Annotated in this window: 11 protein-coding genes; 4 read left to right on the forward strand and 7 right to left on the reverse strand. The window is 49.5% G+C overall.

Annotated features, from left to right (window positions below; genetic code table 11):
• Positions 1-27: 27 nt before the first annotated feature.
• The gene (gene typA, locus GA0116948_RS03410; RefSeq protein WP_089709544.1) at positions 28-1,836 is read right to left on the reverse strand and encodes a translational GTPase TypA; all 1,809 of its coding nucleotides are present in this window, start codon (positions 1,834-1,836) and stop codon (positions 28-30) included.
• Between the two features lie 443 nt (positions 1,837-2,279).
• On the opposite strand from typA, the gene GA0116948_RS03415 reads away from it, so the two are divergent.
• A complete protein-coding gene (locus tag GA0116948_RS03415; RefSeq protein WP_089709063.1) occupies positions 2,280-3,278 on the forward strand; it encodes an alpha/beta fold hydrolase in 999 nt (332 codons plus the stop codon).
• 189 nt (positions 3,279-3,467) lie between these two features.
• On the opposite strand, the gene GA0116948_RS03420 is transcribed toward GA0116948_RS03415, so the two are convergent.
• Positions 3,468-5,705 carry a patatin-like phospholipase family protein gene (locus GA0116948_RS03420; protein WP_089709065.1) on the reverse strand — a complete coding sequence of 746 codons (2,238 nt, stop codon included), beginning with the start codon at positions 5,703-5,705 and terminating at the stop codon, positions 3,468-3,470.
• 117 nt (positions 5,706-5,822) lie between these two features.
• The gene (locus GA0116948_RS03425; protein ID WP_089709546.1) at positions 5,823-6,881 is read right to left on the reverse strand and encodes a COX15/CtaA family protein; all 1,059 of its coding nucleotides are present in this window, start codon (positions 6,879-6,881) and stop codon (positions 5,823-5,825) included.
• Between the two features lie 257 nt (positions 6,882-7,138).
• Between GA0116948_RS03425 and GA0116948_RS03430 the strand changes: the two genes are divergently transcribed.
• Positions 7,139-7,567 (forward strand): hypothetical protein, encoded by a 429-nt coding sequence (locus tag GA0116948_RS03430; protein ID WP_089709068.1) that lies wholly within the window; start codon positions 7,139-7,141, stop codon positions 7,565-7,567.
• A 104-nt stretch (positions 7,568-7,671) separates the two neighbouring features.
• Here GA0116948_RS03430 and GA0116948_RS03435 read toward each other — a convergent pair whose 3' ends face one another.
• Positions 7,672-10,647, reverse strand: a complete 2,976-nt coding sequence (locus GA0116948_RS03435; RefSeq protein WP_089709071.1) for a glycoside hydrolase family 3 N-terminal domain-containing protein — start codon at positions 10,645-10,647, stop codon at positions 7,672-7,674.
• 258 nt (positions 10,648-10,905) lie between these two features.
• Between GA0116948_RS03435 and GA0116948_RS03440 the strand changes: the two genes are divergently transcribed.
• Together GA0116948_RS03440 and obgE are read left to right on the forward strand one after the other, a co-directional pair.
• The gene (locus GA0116948_RS03440; RefSeq protein WP_089709073.1) at positions 10,906-11,496 is read left to right on the forward strand and encodes an adenylate kinase; all 591 of its coding nucleotides are present in this window, start codon (positions 10,906-10,908) and stop codon (positions 11,494-11,496) included.
• A gap of 87 nt (positions 11,497-11,583) precedes the next feature.
• Positions 11,584-12,696, forward strand: a complete 1,113-nt coding sequence (obgE, locus tag GA0116948_RS03445; protein WP_240619171.1) for a GTPase ObgE — start codon at positions 11,584-11,586, stop codon at positions 12,694-12,696.
• 78 nt (positions 12,697-12,774) lie between these two features.
• Here obgE and GA0116948_RS03450 read toward each other — a convergent pair whose 3' ends face one another.
• Genes GA0116948_RS03450 through GA0116948_RS03460 form a run of 3 tightly spaced genes read right to left on the reverse strand, consistent with a single transcriptional unit; the run spans position 12,775 to position 14,978 of the window.
• Positions 12,775-13,092, reverse strand: coding sequence for a Dabb family protein (locus GA0116948_RS03450; protein WP_249260562.1), 318 nt, complete (start codon positions 13,090-13,092; stop codon positions 12,775-12,777).
• Between the two features lie 29 nt (positions 13,093-13,121).
• The gene (locus GA0116948_RS03455) at positions 13,122-14,315 is read right to left on the reverse strand and encodes an FtsX-like permease family protein (RefSeq protein ID WP_089709077.1); all 1,194 of its coding nucleotides are present in this window, start codon (positions 14,313-14,315) and stop codon (positions 13,122-13,124) included.
• A gap of 9 nt (positions 14,316-14,324) precedes the next feature.
• Positions 14,325-14,978, reverse strand: coding sequence for an ATP-binding cassette domain-containing protein (locus tag GA0116948_RS03460; RefSeq protein ID WP_165798392.1), 654 nt, complete (start codon positions 14,976-14,978; stop codon positions 14,325-14,327).
• Positions 14,979-15,065 lie beyond the last annotated feature (87 nt).

The following is a 15,065-nucleotide window of genomic DNA, read 5'->3' on the forward strand; positions in this document are numbered from 1 at the left end:
CTTTTGTTATGTATAGAAAACGTTCGCTTACGCTTCGGCTTTCATAGATTTTTGCTGGCGTTTGCGCTCTTCTTCGTTCAGAATTACCTTACGCATACGGATCTTATTCGGCGTTACTTCAATGCATTCGTCGAACTGAATGTACTCCATACATTCTTCCAAGGTCAACTGGATTTTGGGTGTAATGCTGGTAGCTGCGTCGGAACCGCTGGCACGCATGTTCGTCAGTTTTTTACCTTCATTGGGATTTACCACCAGATCTCCTGGTTTGTTATTTTCCCCGATGATCATACCTGCATATACTTCTTCTCCGGGATCCACGAAGAAGGAACCACGGTCCTGCAATTTATCCAGGGAGTAACCAGTGGTGGTGCCAGGCTCTTTGCTCAGCAGCACGCCGTTATTACGGCCAGGAATAGCGCCTTTCCAGGCTTTATATTCACTAAAGCGGTGGGCCATTACGGCTTCGCCGGCAGTATTGGTTAGCATTTGTGTACGCATACCTATCAGGCCACGGGAAGGAATTTCAAATTCCAGGTGCTGCATGATGCCTTTGGTTTCCATGATCAGCATTTCTCCCTTACGACGGGTTACCAGGTCTATCACCTTGCTCGCAAATTCTTCCGGTACATCTACTACCAAAATTTCATACGGCTCAGATTTTTTACCATCTATCTGTTTCACGATTACCTGAGGCTGGCCTACGGTCAGTTCATAACCTTCGCGGCGCATCGTTTCTATCAATACGCCCAGGTGAAGAATACCACGGCCATATACCAGGAAGCTATCTGCAGAATCTGTATCCAGTACCCGCAGGGCCAGGTTCTTTTCTGTTTCTTTTATCAGGCGGTCGCGCAGGTGACGGGAGGTCACGAACTTACCATCTTTACCAAAGAAGGGAGAGTTATTAATGCTAAACAGCATATTCATCGTAGGCTCATCCACGGGGATGATCGGCAGAGCTTCGGGATTTTCAAAATCGGCAATAGTATCGCCAATGGTGAAATCTTCCAGGCCTACCACCGCGCAGATATCGCCGGCCACTACTTCTGTTACTTTCTTTTTACCCAGGGCTTCAAATACATACAGTTCACGTACCCGTGATTTCTGCACACGGCCATCGGCGCGCATGAGGGAAATAGACTGGTTTTCCTTGATGGAGCCACGGGTTACTTTACCTACGGCAATACGTCCCAGGAAGGTAGAATAGTCCAGGGAGGTAATTTGCAACTGCAAAGTACCTTCTGCGATCTTAGGCTCCGGAACATATTCCAAAATACCATCCAGCAGGGGGATAATGTTCTCACACTGTTCCAAGGAGCTATTGAACCAGCCATTTTTACCAGAACCATAGAAGGTCGGGAAATTTAGCTGCTCTTCCGTAGCGTCGAGGTTAAAGAAGAGTTCGAATACCGCATCATGTACTTCGTCTGGGCGGCAGTTCGGTTTATCTACTTTATTAATAACTACGATGGGTTTCAGGTTTAGTTGCAAGGCTTTCTGCAATACGAAACGAGTCTGGGGCATGGGGCCTTCAAAAGCATCGACCAGCAGGATTACACCGTCGGCCATTTTCAGCACACGTTCTACTTCACCGCCAAAGTCGGCGTGGCCCGGGGTGTCGATCACATTGATCTTGGTACCTTTATATTCTACGGACACGTTTTTGCTCAAGATGGTAATACCGCGTTCTCTTTCGAGATCGTTATTATCCATGATCAGTTCTCCAGTTTCCTGGTTGGCACGGAATACATTCGTCTCGTGGAGGATTTTATCCACCAGGGTAGTCTTACCGTGGTCTACGTGCGCAATGATGGCAATGTTTCTAATCTGCATACACATTATCCGCCTCGGCGGAGCTTTGTTTTGAAGTGAAAGAATGCGCTTATCCGACACAAAGGTCGCCTAAACGCGGCGCAAAGGTACGAAAAGATGCGGATAAGCCGCCTCCTACATTTTAAATATATGTAATCAAACGGTAAAAGCTTTATTCTGCCCATAAAAAGCCGCCTGGCGGGCATTTTTGACGACCATAGTTACTAACCCTAGCTAAATTCCAACAAAAACCATGCAACGGAAACACTTTTTCTGGGCTATCGGGGCGTTTTATATAACCTCTACCTACCCGTTAACCAGGCGATGATGGAGAATATAGGAAGGATAGGCCATGAAGCTTGCCGCCTCTTATTCCCCGGATTCACCACAAAAAATCTCCTGAGGAGCACCACTACGGTCTTAGATTTGCATCAGGAACTTTTCTTTAAATTTCAATCTTTACCATGCGACCATTTTTCAGCTTCCTGCTTGCTTGCCTCCTGTTTTATATCAGCCCACTGCTGGCCCAGCAGGTAACGCCCAACGATGCCACTTTGAGCCAGTACACCTACCCTTTCCCCGTACAGTATTTTAATCTCAGCCTACAGGGTAATTCCCTGCACATGGCCTATATGGATGTAACACCTGCCCAGCCTAACGGCCAGACGATTGTGCTGCTACATGGCAAAAACTTTGGCGGCTCCTATTGGGACAGTACCGCTACCTACCTCTCCCGCGAGGGATACCGGGTGATCGTGCCGGATCAAATTGGTTTCGGCAAGTCGGACAAGCCAGCCCACCTCCAGTTTAGCCTGCAACTGCTGGCCCAGAACACCCATCGCCTGCTAGACAGCTTGGGCATTCACCAAGCCATTATACTCGGCCACTCCATGGGTGGCATGCTGGCCATGCGTTTTTCCATCATGTACCCGGAAACTGTGCGCAAATTGATTTTAGAAGATCCCATTGGCCTGGAAGACTGGAAGCTAAAAGCGCCCTATGCAGATGTAGATAAGCTTTATGCCGGAGAGTTGCAGCAGAACTATGAAAAAATTAAAAAATACCAACTAGACAATTACTTCCACGGACAGTGGAAACCTGCTTACGACAAATGGGCTGCCCTCCAATCCAGCCAAACTTTGTCGCCCGACTACCCGCAAGTAGCCTGGAATAACGCCCTAACTTCCGACATGCTATTTACCCAACCGGTCATTTATGAACTGGAAAAAATTCAAGCCCCTACCCTGCTTATCGTGGGAACACTAGATCGTACGGCCCTTGGAAAAGATCGTGTAAGCCCGGAAGTTAGGGCTACCATGGGCCTTTACCCGGCACTGGGCAAGGCCGCGGCCCAACGCATTCCCCACGCCCAACTGGAACTCATACACCAGGTAGGCCATGCACCCCACATTGAGGTATTCTCCCAATTTATTAAAATCGTTAATGCATTTCTAATCAAATAATTAATCATAATGTATTTGACAAATTCAACATTCATTTATTGACGATATCAACAAAAAATAGCGCCTAAGGAAGGCTTTGCTCTTTTAGGGAAAAGCATTCCTATTACATTTGGCTATACCCGGTATTTTAAAGTTAATATTAATTGACCAAAGCAACCATCCATTTTCCGATGGGCTTTGGTAGGGCATTTACCTGGTGAACAGTAATTTTATGTAATTAAAAGCGGATTGATTGGTCGGATTGTTCAGGGCATCGGCAATATCCAGCTTTTCGCGGGAGTTTAAATGAAGGCTTAGGGCGGCCGCTTTATCTTCCTGCTGTGGTACGTACTGGAAAATAACGCGGTGAAACTTGCGCGGAAAATATCCTTCCAGGTAGTTCAGCTCATGATCCTGGTTAAAATCCTGCATAGCGCTCCAGTGTGCCTGCATGGTAAAAAGGGGTGCAAACATCACATCGCTCAGCGTCTGCGATTCTTTAATGCGGCTGATATCGTTTTTGCGGGTATCGCGCACCTGCACATACACCACGCCGGCAGTATTTTCATCGATCCATTTACGAAAGGTGTAGAGATAACGCAGGGTGGTTTCCTGCCCAAAATTATCGCGGATGCCAGCATCCATTACGTCTACAATAGGATCACTGGGCAGGTATACATTGGGAAGCACATACGGAAAGGTGGCACACATGCGGATGGCGCTGGTTACCTGTAAGTCCATGGGGCGTTGCCGCGAAAAATACTGCCCAAAGTCTACCCCATCTATATCCCGGGCGGTACGGGTGGGGTACAGGTATTGCGGCGCACAAAGGTAGCTAATGCGCTGGGGCGAGATCATCAGGCGGCGGCCATCTGCATTAATAGTAGCATTCCATACCAGCATCGGTATCTTGCCCTGGGCCTCTGGTGCGTAATATTCACCCAATGTCCGGTTCAGCACGTTGTGGGTATTGCGGTTCAGTTGTTGTTCAAAGGCATATCCCCGGTCTATGGCATAATAATTATCCTTGATGCGGAAACGGCGGAAGGGCGTAATAAAATCATTTACTGCCAGGGATGTAAATACGGGATTTAGCAGATCGCGCGAAATACGTTCCGTGTACACGGTGTCAGATAAATGAACTGGCTGCCCCCGCTGCTGCTCATAATACAGTTCCCGGAAGTAAGAAGCCCCCATCATACCCCCGGAGGCGCCCGTCATCATCACAGTATGCCTCATCACCTGCCCTTGTAGCAAGGTGTCTAGCCGCTGTAGCACATTCATGCTCCAGAGGGCAGCCCGGCTGCCTCCCCCGCTAAAATTCATGACCACCAGCAGCGGCTTACGCCCTGCCGTAAATTTTGCCCTCCAGCGTTGCAGGATGGCCAGGCCACTATCCACATCTGCCCGGCGTCTTTCTTCCGTAAAGAAATGTTGCAAGGCCAGGGGGCTATATACCGGGCGATGGACCTTTTGTTTATAATCCAACCCGTAAGCCTTGTTGCGGTTGTCTACCACATTGCTTTGCACCATTACGTTGAGGCCCAGCAGTATTACCAGAAACAGGGGAATGGCCCAGGTTTGCAGCAGATAGGCATAAGCCCCGCTCACCCCGATGAGGAAAGCAAAGAATATCAATACACTGGCCCCTGCAGGAATACGAAATACATTATAGTCCATCAGAAAGGCGAGAATAACCAGGCTTACCAGGGCAGCGGCCACGGTAATGATGGCGGCGAAATGGTGCTGTTTCAAAATACTATCCAGGTAAAATTTATCGTAATGGTCTACCTTCCGCGCCCGGCGTACCATACAGGGTGTAAAGAAATAATTATGTACGGGTAGTGCATTCTCGTCTGGCTCCTGGGTGGGCTTCAGGATAAGCCTCACAAACTTGCGCGGGCTGCCATATTTCCTGGTAAGCCTGCGGCCTATATTGCGGTCTGCCCCAAAGAAATAAAAAAAAGAAAAAAATATGATAAACATGTAGCCGCAGATGTAGCCTTCTGCCAGTAGCAGCACTTCCGGCAAAGTGCTGAGTTGAGAATTATGTTGATACTCCCATCCCCGCATCAGCAGGCATATCAGGAAGGCAAATGGAATGATAGAATTATTTAAACAATAACGGAAAAAAGGCTGGGCGGTAGTAGCCAGGAACTTAAAGCGCTGGGTATGCAATATGAAGGTGGTAATATGCCAGCTCATGGTAAACATACCGGTAGCTATGCCCAGAATAGCGGTACTGTAGAAGTTTACACGCCCCAGGTATTCGGGATTCAGGAAAAGCGCATCGCCACCAAATACTTTAGCAAAGCCCCCATTCACCGTACTAAATAATATAGCCCAGAAGACCAGCAGCACCTGGTACTTGCGGAAGTGTAGGAGCAGCAGTTGTACCGGAAAGGAATAATACGTTTTTAATAGGATGATTTTCAGTTTGCCAAGCATACGTAAATAAACTTACTAAAAATCTATTATATATCAGGTCTGGCACAAAAAAACCGTCCGTAACACAGCCCCGGACGGTTTTATGATAGATTCCCAGGAATGGGTTTTATGGCCATATTACATGCTGCCAAACCGGTTTTCTTTTGCCCGGCTCACATAATAGGTGCTTACCAGCGACAGCAGCAGCAGCATGCCTACCCCTTGGTGTACGATGGCAAATCCAATGGGAATATGAACCTTACTATTCAATACCGTGAGTACACCCAGCAGCACCTGTATCAGCACCAGCAGCAGCGGGATAAAGTGCAATTTGTGCAGCAGCGTGTGCGCCCCCATTTGCCGGGCCTTCCACCACCAAAGCAGTATTAAGAAGGTGAGCAGGTAAGCTAGCCCCCGGTGAATGAACTGGATGGTAATGAGATTATGCGTAATGTCTGCTATAAAACCACCCTGGGTAAACATGCCCTGGGGCAACATCAGGCCGTTGATGTCGGGCCAGGTGCTAGCGGCCAGCGCCGCATGCAGGCCTGCCATGAAGGCGCCATAAACCAACTGTACCAGCAGCACGGCGAGCAGTAAAATATTTAGTTTTTTGAGGTGGGGCTGGGCCAGTATTTCCTTTACTGGAACCATAAGTTTCAGGGCAAACCATAGGGTATAACAAGTAAGCACCATGGCTGAAATAAAATGCACGGCCAGCCGGATATGACTTACATATAAATCTTCATCATTCAGACCGCTTTGTACCATGATCCAGCCAATGGCGCCCTGAAGCCCTCCCAGCAGAAACAGGATCAGCAGGGGTTTTATCATGGTGCGGTCTATTCTTTTTTTATAAATAAACCACACAAACGGTATTAGGAATACCACCCCGATAAGCCGGCCCCATTCGCGGTGAAACCATTCCCAGTAATAAATTGATTTAAAATCGGAGAGAGTAAAATGGGAATTTACATATTTGAACTGTGCAATTTCTTTATAATGGTCAAAAGCCTGCTGCCAGGCGTACTGGTTTAGCGGGGGCAAGGCACCCAGTATAGGCTGCCACTCTGTAATGGATAGACCAGAACCGGTAAGCCGGGTAATGCCACCCAGCAATACCTGCACTATGAGCATGCCCACGCCCACAAACAGCCAAATGGCCACGGGACGGTGTTTAGAAAAAGATGTTTCCATAAAGCGCGTAAAATTAGCAAAAAGTCCCCAAGCCCCTAAAAAAGTGGCAGCCGGCAAAAATAGCGCAGCGGCGTTGGTTATTTACTGATAATTCTCAGCCAGGTCCAAAAAAATTTACATTTTTCTGATAAGTTTATGTTTGTTGTATCATAGAACCAGCTTATCTTTGAAGCAATGACCGATTTTGCTAAATCGTATTAGCTAATCTCCCTATTATTTGTTAATTTTATCACAAACTTCATTAAAACAAACACAAAATGAAACACTTAAACCATTCCAAAACGGCCCTGTTGCTTACCGCAACCCTGTTTGCCGCCACCGGCGTTTTTGCACAACAGCCCCTCCTGGCCTACAACAATGCTCCTAAGACCGCTGAAATGGCAGGTGGCGCAGAAACACCCAGCACGCTACAGTTGAATGTATTGCCCTCCAACGACAAGTCGCTCACCTTCCACATTAATGTAGACAATCCCCGCCTGGAAAAAGTAAGATTACTTATCACCGACGTAACTGGTTACGTGCTGCACGAAGAAACATTGCCTGTTAAAGCGCATTTTGAAACCCGCTACAACTTGGAAATGCTGGAAGATGGTGCTTACAAAATTGTGCTTTCTACCCGCCAGCAGGATATTGAACGGAGCATTAACATCCGCACGTCCGTGAATCGTACCGTTTCTATGAGATAAGCCGGTTAATTACCGCAATTGTATCCATTACTTTTTTGCTATCTACAGCAATCTCCCGCCTTTATAATCCCCACGTTGCCCTACTACGCTTACACTTGTACCCATTAGTACATGGCATCATAAAGCGTCTGCATTATATTTTCCCGTACATGAAGCGCTGACAATTTCGGATTGGTTCCATCTGGACAAACCCGGTTGCTCAGAAATACAAATACCAACTGGCTTTTCGGGTCTACCCACACACAGGTACCTGTAAAACCCGTATGGCCGAAGGTTTGCGCCGACGCGCCGCGGCAGGGGTAATGATATTCCCGGTGGGCATTGTCCTTTTCCGGCTTGTCGAAGCCCAGGCCACGGCGGCTGATGTCGCTATTGTAGGCGGTGAATAATTTTACCGTTTGGGGTTGAATGTATTGGCGGCCGCCATAACCGCCGTTGTTCAGGAGCATCTGTAAAATAATGCCTAAGTCCTGCGCATCGGAGAAAAGACCGGCATGCCCTGCCACCCCCCCAAACATAGCGGCGCCAGGGTCGTGTACATCGCCACGTATAAGCTGGCGACGGAAGATGGATTCATTTTCTGTGGGCGCTATACAGGGCAGTGTAAAGCGCTCCCGTGGCCGGAATCCCGTGCTTTCCAGGCCCAGTGGCGCATAAAAGTTGGTCATTACATAGTCTTCCAGTTTTTGCCCGGTTAACTGCTCCACCAATTTTCCAAGAAATATAAAATCATTGTCGCTGTACACATACGTATGCTTTTTCCCCAGCTTACTTTCTACGATTATTTTTTCCATTACGGTCGGATAGTCGTTGAGCAGGTACAAGCCTTGGGCTACCCGCACTTGGTGGGCGCTATCCAGATGATCACGGAAATAGTTGGTGTCTGGCCTGCCCTGCGCATCCAGCATCGTTTTGTAAAACGGAATGAAAGGCACTAACCCCGCCTGGTGTAGCAGGATATCGCGTATTTTCAATTTTGCTTTATCGGTACCCTTCACCCATGGCAGGTACTGGCCCAGGGTGGCGTTCAGCTTTATTTTCCCTTCATCATACAACTTCATCACCGACAAAGTGGTGGCGCATATTTTCGTTACGGAAGCCAGGTCGTAAATAGTTTTTTGGGTCACCGGTTCCTGCCTGTCAGGATCCAGGGTGCCAAACTGCCGCTGGTATACCACCTGCCCATCTTTCATTGCAAAAATGGAACACCCAGGCATGGCCCCCTTGTCAATGGCATCTCTGGTCAGAGAATCTATGCGGGCCAGTACGGAGCTGTGCATATGCACCGCCTCGGGTTGAATGTGTGGCACCATGACCGGTGCTGGCAGTGCATAGGTAATGCCCTGACCAGATAGAAGACCCGGGCATACCGTAACCGGCAGCCGACCCTGTGGCTTCAACTGGCCGAATAATATCCGTGCGGTAGTGGCCTGGGTAATATCATCGTCTTCATAAGATGCCACAATGGCTGGGGCGGAGCAGGCATACTGAATGGCGTACGCATTGCCAAAAAAAACGGTTACCGAAGGCAGTTCCTGTTGCAACTGCTGCATAAGCTGTAGCTGTGCATCGGTAATATCGAAATGGTGGGCCGGCCGGCGGTTATAATTGTGCAGGCTGATGATTACCGCCTGGTAATGCTGTTCGCGTATCTGGGCCAGCAGGGCCCTGGCCTGGGTCGTATCTGCCGCGTTGGAAAACAGGTAGGTGGCGGCATCAGGCCGGTAATTTTTCACCTGCTGTACAAAGACATTGGCCTTGCTAATGCCCAGTGCCACCACGGCCACCCGGGGCTGTATGGTGGCGGGGGTAAACGGTAATAGGCGGTTTTCATTTTTCACCACGGTAATGGCCTTATTGGCTATCTGCTGGCGAAGTATATCTGTTCCGGCATTCAGGTCTTCCGTGAGGTGGTTGGTATCGATGGGTTGCAGGTTGGCCAAGCCCAGTTGGTATTTGGCCAACAATACTTTTTTCACGTGTACATTCACCTCATCCCAGCTTATTTTTTTCTTGCGGATGGCCTTCCGGATGGCCGCCACGCTGCCGGAGGCGGTGCTGGGCAGTTCCAGCAGGTCATTGCCCGCCAGCAGCGATTGCAAAGATTCCTGGCCTTTTGAATAGTATTTTGAAAGGCCTTTCATTTCCAAAGCATCTGTTACCACCACCCCCTGGTAGCCTAGCTGGCCCCGCAGCAAACCGGTTACAGCAGGTCTGGAAATGGAAGTGGGCGTGTGAGGCTTGGGATCTATAGCGGGTACAAATAAATGCGCCACCATTACCGAACTTACGCCGGCGGCAATGGCCTGGCGGAAGGGGTACAGTTCTAAAGAGTCTAGCTGGGCCATGGTTTTGGTAATAGAGGGCAGATCCAGGTGCGAGTCTACCTCGGTATCGCCGTGGCCGGGAAAGTGTTTGGCCGATGCCATAATACCGGCATCCTGCATGCCATGGATGGCGGCCACGCCCAGGGAAGCCACGTTATATTTATTTTCGCCGTAAGACCGGTCATTGATCACCGGGTTATTGGGATTGTTATTCACGTCCATGTCTGGCGCAAAATTAATCTGTACACCCAGCCGCTTGCATTGCCGGCCTATGGCCAGGCCTTCGGCATATGCAATGCTGGAGTCTTGGGTGGCGCCTATCATTACATTTTTGGGGAAGGGTGTAACGCTGTCCAGCCGCATGCCCAGCCCCCATTCGGCATCTATGGCAATGAGCAGGGGCGTTTTAGAAATAGACTGATAATAGTTGGTAAGGGCGGCCTGCCTTTGCGGGCCACCCTGGAAAAATACCAGCCCGCCAATTTTATTCCGCTGTATGTCCTTTACCACCTGCTGTACATGTTCTGCCCCCAGGTTAGAGTGGGCACGGATCATAATAAGCTGGGCAATGCGCTCGTCTGGGGACAACTGGTTAAAAACACTGTCTACCCAACGCTGGGCAGCGTCTCCAGGCATGGCGGCTGGCTGGCTTTTATGGCGGGGAGGCTTGCCGGGAAAAGGGGCGGTGCTACATAAGGCCACCACCGCGCAAATGCCTGCCATGGCCCGGACTACTGGTCTATACATCATCATGTTATAAACTTACGAAAGCATGGATACTGAATAAAATACAAGGTAGACAAACCAGGCAGCACTTATCACTACGTTGGAACAAATCACATCCCTTCTTTATTGCATTTGAAGAAAATTTATGCATTGCACCAGTTGTTTGCAAAATTTTTACTATTTTAAGTATAAATTTTCATTCCACAGCAGTCAACGTGAATTTCCACTCGCTATCATTCAATTGTTTATTATATTTGCAACCTTGCTTTAACGTAGATAACTAACATGTTCAACCTGATTTTATTTGGCCCTCCCGGTAGTGGTAAGGGCACGCAAAGCACCAAAATCATCGAAAAATACGGTCTCCTTCACCTGTCTACCGGCGACTTGCTGCGTTTTGAAATGGCGGCAAAAACGCCACTGGGCCAGGAAGCCCGTAAGTTCATAGACCAGGGTGCCCTGGTACCGGATGAAGTGGTGATCGGCATGATCAGCTCCAAGCTGGATGCTAATCCGGACGCCCGTGGTTTTATTTTCGACGGATTTCCCCGCACCAATGCCCAGGCAGAAGCACTTGATAAATTATTGGCACTCAAGAAAACGGCTATCTCTATCGTATTGGCGCTGGAAGTGCCGGAAGATGAATTGATACGCCGTCTTTTGAACCGTGGTCTTACCTCCGGCCGTTCTGACGATGCCGATGAGAAGATTGTGAAGGCCCGTATTGTGGAATACCATAGTAAAACCGCTCCCGTGGCCGATCATTACGCCCGGTTTGGAAAATTCCGCACCGTAAAAGGCAATGGCAACGAAGAGGAAGTGTTTGACCTGCTTTGCCGCGAGATCGACAACCTGCTGGTTAGCGAAGAGGTATAAGGCTGCCTGGCTGCCATTACCATTACTGTATATTTAGATTCCTGCCAGCGGGCAGGCGCAACACATAGCTTATTTAAAAACGCAAAGATGGAAACCGGCCATGCAAAATCGCCGGAACTTCACGATCTTTGCGTTTTTATTTTAACATCACCGGCTCCGCGCTGCGCCGCATGCGCCGGTACTTCACCCATGGAAAAAGCAAACTTTGTAGATTATATCCGGATTTTCTGTCGCTCTGGTAAAGGTGGCGCCGGCAGCCGGCACTTCATGCGTACTAAATTTAACGCACAGGCCGGCCCCGACGGCGGAGATGGCGGGCGGGGAGGCCACATTATCCTACGGGGCAACTCCCAGCTATGGACGCTGCTGCACCTGCGCTGGTACAAAAACGTACTCGCAGAAGACGGCGAAAACGGCAGTGGAGACAACTGTACCGGCCGTTTTGGGCAAGACGTGATCATTGAGGTGCCGCTGGGTACCCAAACCCGGGACGAAGCCACCGGTGAAATAGAAGCCGAAATTCTCCACCACGGCCAAGAAATCATCTGGATACCTGGCGGGCAGGGTGGCCGTGGCAATGCTTATTTTAAATCTGCCACTAACCAAACCCCCGAATACGCCCAGCCCGGCATGCCTGGCATAGAAGCCTGGAAGGTGGTAGAATTGAAGATGCTGGCCGATGTGGGACTGGTAGGCTTTCCCAACGCGGGCAAGTCTACCCTGCTCTCCACCATCACCGCGGCCCGCCCTAAGGTGGCCGATTATGCGTTTACCACCCTTACCCCTCAACTGGGTATGGTGAGTTACCGCAACGACCTTTCCTTTTGTATGGCCGATCTTCCAGGCATCATCGAAGGCGCCCACGAGGGCAAGGGGCTGGGACACCGCTTCCTGCGCCACATTGAGCGCAACTCGGTGCTGCTTTTTGTAATTCCTGCAGATAGTCCCGACCACCGGAAGGAATTTGCGGTGCTGCTTAATGAGCTGGAACAGTATAATCCCGAACTGCTGGACAAGCAATTTCTCATTGCCATCAGCAAGAGTGATATGCTGGACGATGAGCTGAAAACGGCTATTGGAGAAGAACTGCCGGAAGGCATTCCCCACCTGTTCATCTCTTCCGTAACCCAGCAGGGCCTTCAACAACTGAAAGATGCGTTGTGGGCGGCGCTGAATGCCACACCAAAGGCACAGGTATAATACGCGATAAATTACCCGTAATACAAATAAAAAAAGCCTCATAATCCGAGGCTTTTTGCATTTGTATATAGGTTGTAGTTAAATGGTCTCAGAATCGAAGATCACTACTTTTTCCCAGAGATGTTTGCATTTTTCTATAAATGCTTTGTGCAGCGGATGCACCTGGTATACATCATGGCCGGCTTCGTCGGCAAATACGGCCAGCTCACAATAGCTGTAACTGCGGTCTATCACCGGACGGTCGGTGCGGGCAGGCTTACCCACGTTATACAACAACAGGCTTTCAATGGCGCCAAGGCCTTCCAGAGTTTCTTCAAATAGTTTGATATCTGCGGCAGAAAGACCGGGCTTCAGGTAAAAATTTACAAGGTGCACAAATTTATGCTGGCTCATCATACTTTTTTTAGGGTTGTAAGATAATTCCTCTAACTGTATAACGCCACATATTTTCGAATGGACCGCACATTTACTACATACACGGCGGCCATAATCAGCAGGGCGGACAGTACAGTATAAACGCTCACCCAGGGCGATACGTAGAAGTCGTGCCCCTGTAAGGCCTTGCTAGTCCAGTATTGCAGCCCGGCGGCCAGTAGCAGGGCCCCTACCCCGGTAATGAGGTACAGAGGAGAAAATTGCCTCAGCAAAAAGCGGCGCAACTGGCCCGGCGCAGCGCCCAGTATCACCAACAAAGCTATTTCCTGCCTGCACGAAGCCACGATAAGCTGGATGAACATACTAAACACCAGCATCGCAAAAAATAGCAGTACTAACCCAAAGAAACCAATAACAGATACGATGATCTGCACCACTTGTTTGGTGCGGCTGTGGCGTAGTTTGTCCTGGTTGGTCGTATAATCATGATCGTTCAGGTACTTCACCAGTGCAGGATTAGACGGATCGGTGACCTTCACTATTACGCGGGAGGTAGCCGCAGGCTGGCCGCTGCCGTAGTTTGCATTGGCCCACTGCATAAATGGCTGGGGTACCAGGAAGGAGGCAATACGGTCGGAAAAGCCCACCACCTTGCCGATAAACTGCTCGCTGTGCGCTCCATTACTAATGGTGATCTGCATGGGAATAACCTTTACAGATTCCGGCGATAGCTGGGGCAGGCCTTGGCTCAAGGCAAACCCGTAGTTATAGAGATTCAGAAAATCATTCGACAAAATGATTGGCACCAAGCGGTTGCCGGCCTGCCAGTGCCAATCGCCATCCTGCACATCGATGAAACTATCCGGCACGGCTTCAAAAAACATTTCGCTGGTAAACTGCAAGTTGCCGGGAGCGGCCACGGCCACTTTATACTGGCTGGAGGTGATGTTGCCGGCGCTTTTCACAAAGGGCTGGCTTTGCAGGTCTGCCAGTTCAGCGGGGCTAAACATATGCTGGTTGTCTGCCGAGTTAGTATGCGTTACTTTTTTATTGATGACCAGGAAGTCTGCACTGTCGCTGGTATTGCGCTGGTTATAGAGTAGTTGCTCAAAATCGGCCCAGGTTTGCACCGCCACCAGCATCAGCAGGGTGGCAATGGCCAGGCCTAGCACGGCCATCACAAAGCGGGTGCGGCCCACCCCAGTGCGGATAATTTTATGCAGTAGTTGAAAAAATATTTTCATTAGGCATGCTTACAAATGATGGTGAACATGGTAATCGAAATGCTGGTCCGTATCCAGGTCTGTTAGTACAAAACCGGCCTGGCGGTGGCGACACTCCTCCGTAATAAGCTGGGCGGCACGGGCGGTATTGACTTCATCCAGGTGGCTGAAAGGCTCATCCATGAACAGCCATACGAAAGGCTGCACCAGCGCGCGGATAATAGCTATGCGCTGCCGCTCACCATAGGAAAGGGTTTTGGCGCTTTGGTGCAGGATATGGCTAACTTGCAGTGCCCCGGCCATTTCCTGTACCCGCTCTTCGGAGCAAAAGGGCTGGTCTCCGCTCATGCTGCGTTTCAGATTTATATTTTCCCAGGCGGTAAGCTGATCAAACAGGCGCAGGTCCTGGAAGATCACGCTCAGTTGCTGTTGTCGCAAACCGGCTACTTCGTTTTTGCTGAAAGTAGGCCAGGGCCGGCCATCCAGCGAAATGCTGCCGGTATAATCGTAGCGGATGTTATACAGGTAATGCATCAGCGTGGTTTTGCCGGTGCCAGAAGGCGCATTGATCTTCACAAACTGGCCCGCCTGCCATGTCAACGCCTGGTTCCAAACACCGGAAGCCTGTTGCAGCACTTTATCGCGCAGCGGAACGGGTATCAGGTGATCTAGCTGAATGGTCATGCAATTATTTTTAAACGACCTATGGAATAAGATGTACGAATTACCGCGCATCCCAAATAAAGTAATACGAATGTAAGCACCCGTGTT

This window comes from Chitinophaga costaii, from assembly GCF_900094705.1.
GTDB lineage: Bacteria > Bacteroidota > Bacteroidia > Chitinophagales > Chitinophagaceae > Chitinophaga > Chitinophaga costaii.

Coding starts and splice junctions, on each gene's coding strand:
- typA (WP_089709544.1), bottom strand. CDS start 1,836: ATGCAGATTAGAAACATTGCCATCATTGCGCACGTAGACCACGGTAAG.
- GA0116948_RS03415 (WP_089709063.1), top strand. CDS start 2,280: ATGCGACCATTTTTCAGCTTCCTGCTTGCTTGCCTCCTGTTTTATATC.
- GA0116948_RS03420 (WP_089709065.1), bottom strand. CDS start 5,705: ATGCTTGGCAAACTGAAAATCATCCTATTAAAAACGTATTATTCCTTT.
- GA0116948_RS03425 (WP_089709546.1), bottom strand. CDS start 6,881: ATGGAAACATCTTTTTCTAAACACCGTCCCGTGGCCATTTGGCTGTTT.
- GA0116948_RS03430 (WP_089709068.1), top strand. CDS start 7,139: ATGAAACACTTAAACCATTCCAAAACGGCCCTGTTGCTTACCGCAACC.
- GA0116948_RS03435 (WP_089709071.1), bottom strand. CDS start 10,647: ATGATGATGTATAGACCAGTAGTCCGGGCCATGGCAGGCATTTGCGCG.
- GA0116948_RS03440 (WP_089709073.1), top strand. CDS start 10,906: ATGTTCAACCTGATTTTATTTGGCCCTCCCGGTAGTGGTAAGGGCACG.
- obgE (WP_240619171.1), top strand. CDS start 11,584: ATGGAAACCGGCCATGCAAAATCGCCGGAACTTCACGATCTTTGCGTT.
- GA0116948_RS03450 (WP_249260562.1), bottom strand. CDS start 13,092: ATGATGAGCCAGCATAAATTTGTGCACCTTGTAAATTTTTACCTGAAG.
- GA0116948_RS03455 (WP_089709077.1), bottom strand. CDS start 14,315: ATGAAAATATTTTTTCAACTACTGCATAAAATTATCCGCACTGGGGTG.
- GA0116948_RS03460 (WP_165798392.1), bottom strand. CDS start 14,978: ATGACCATTCAGCTAGATCACCTGATACCCGTTCCGCTGCGCGATAAA.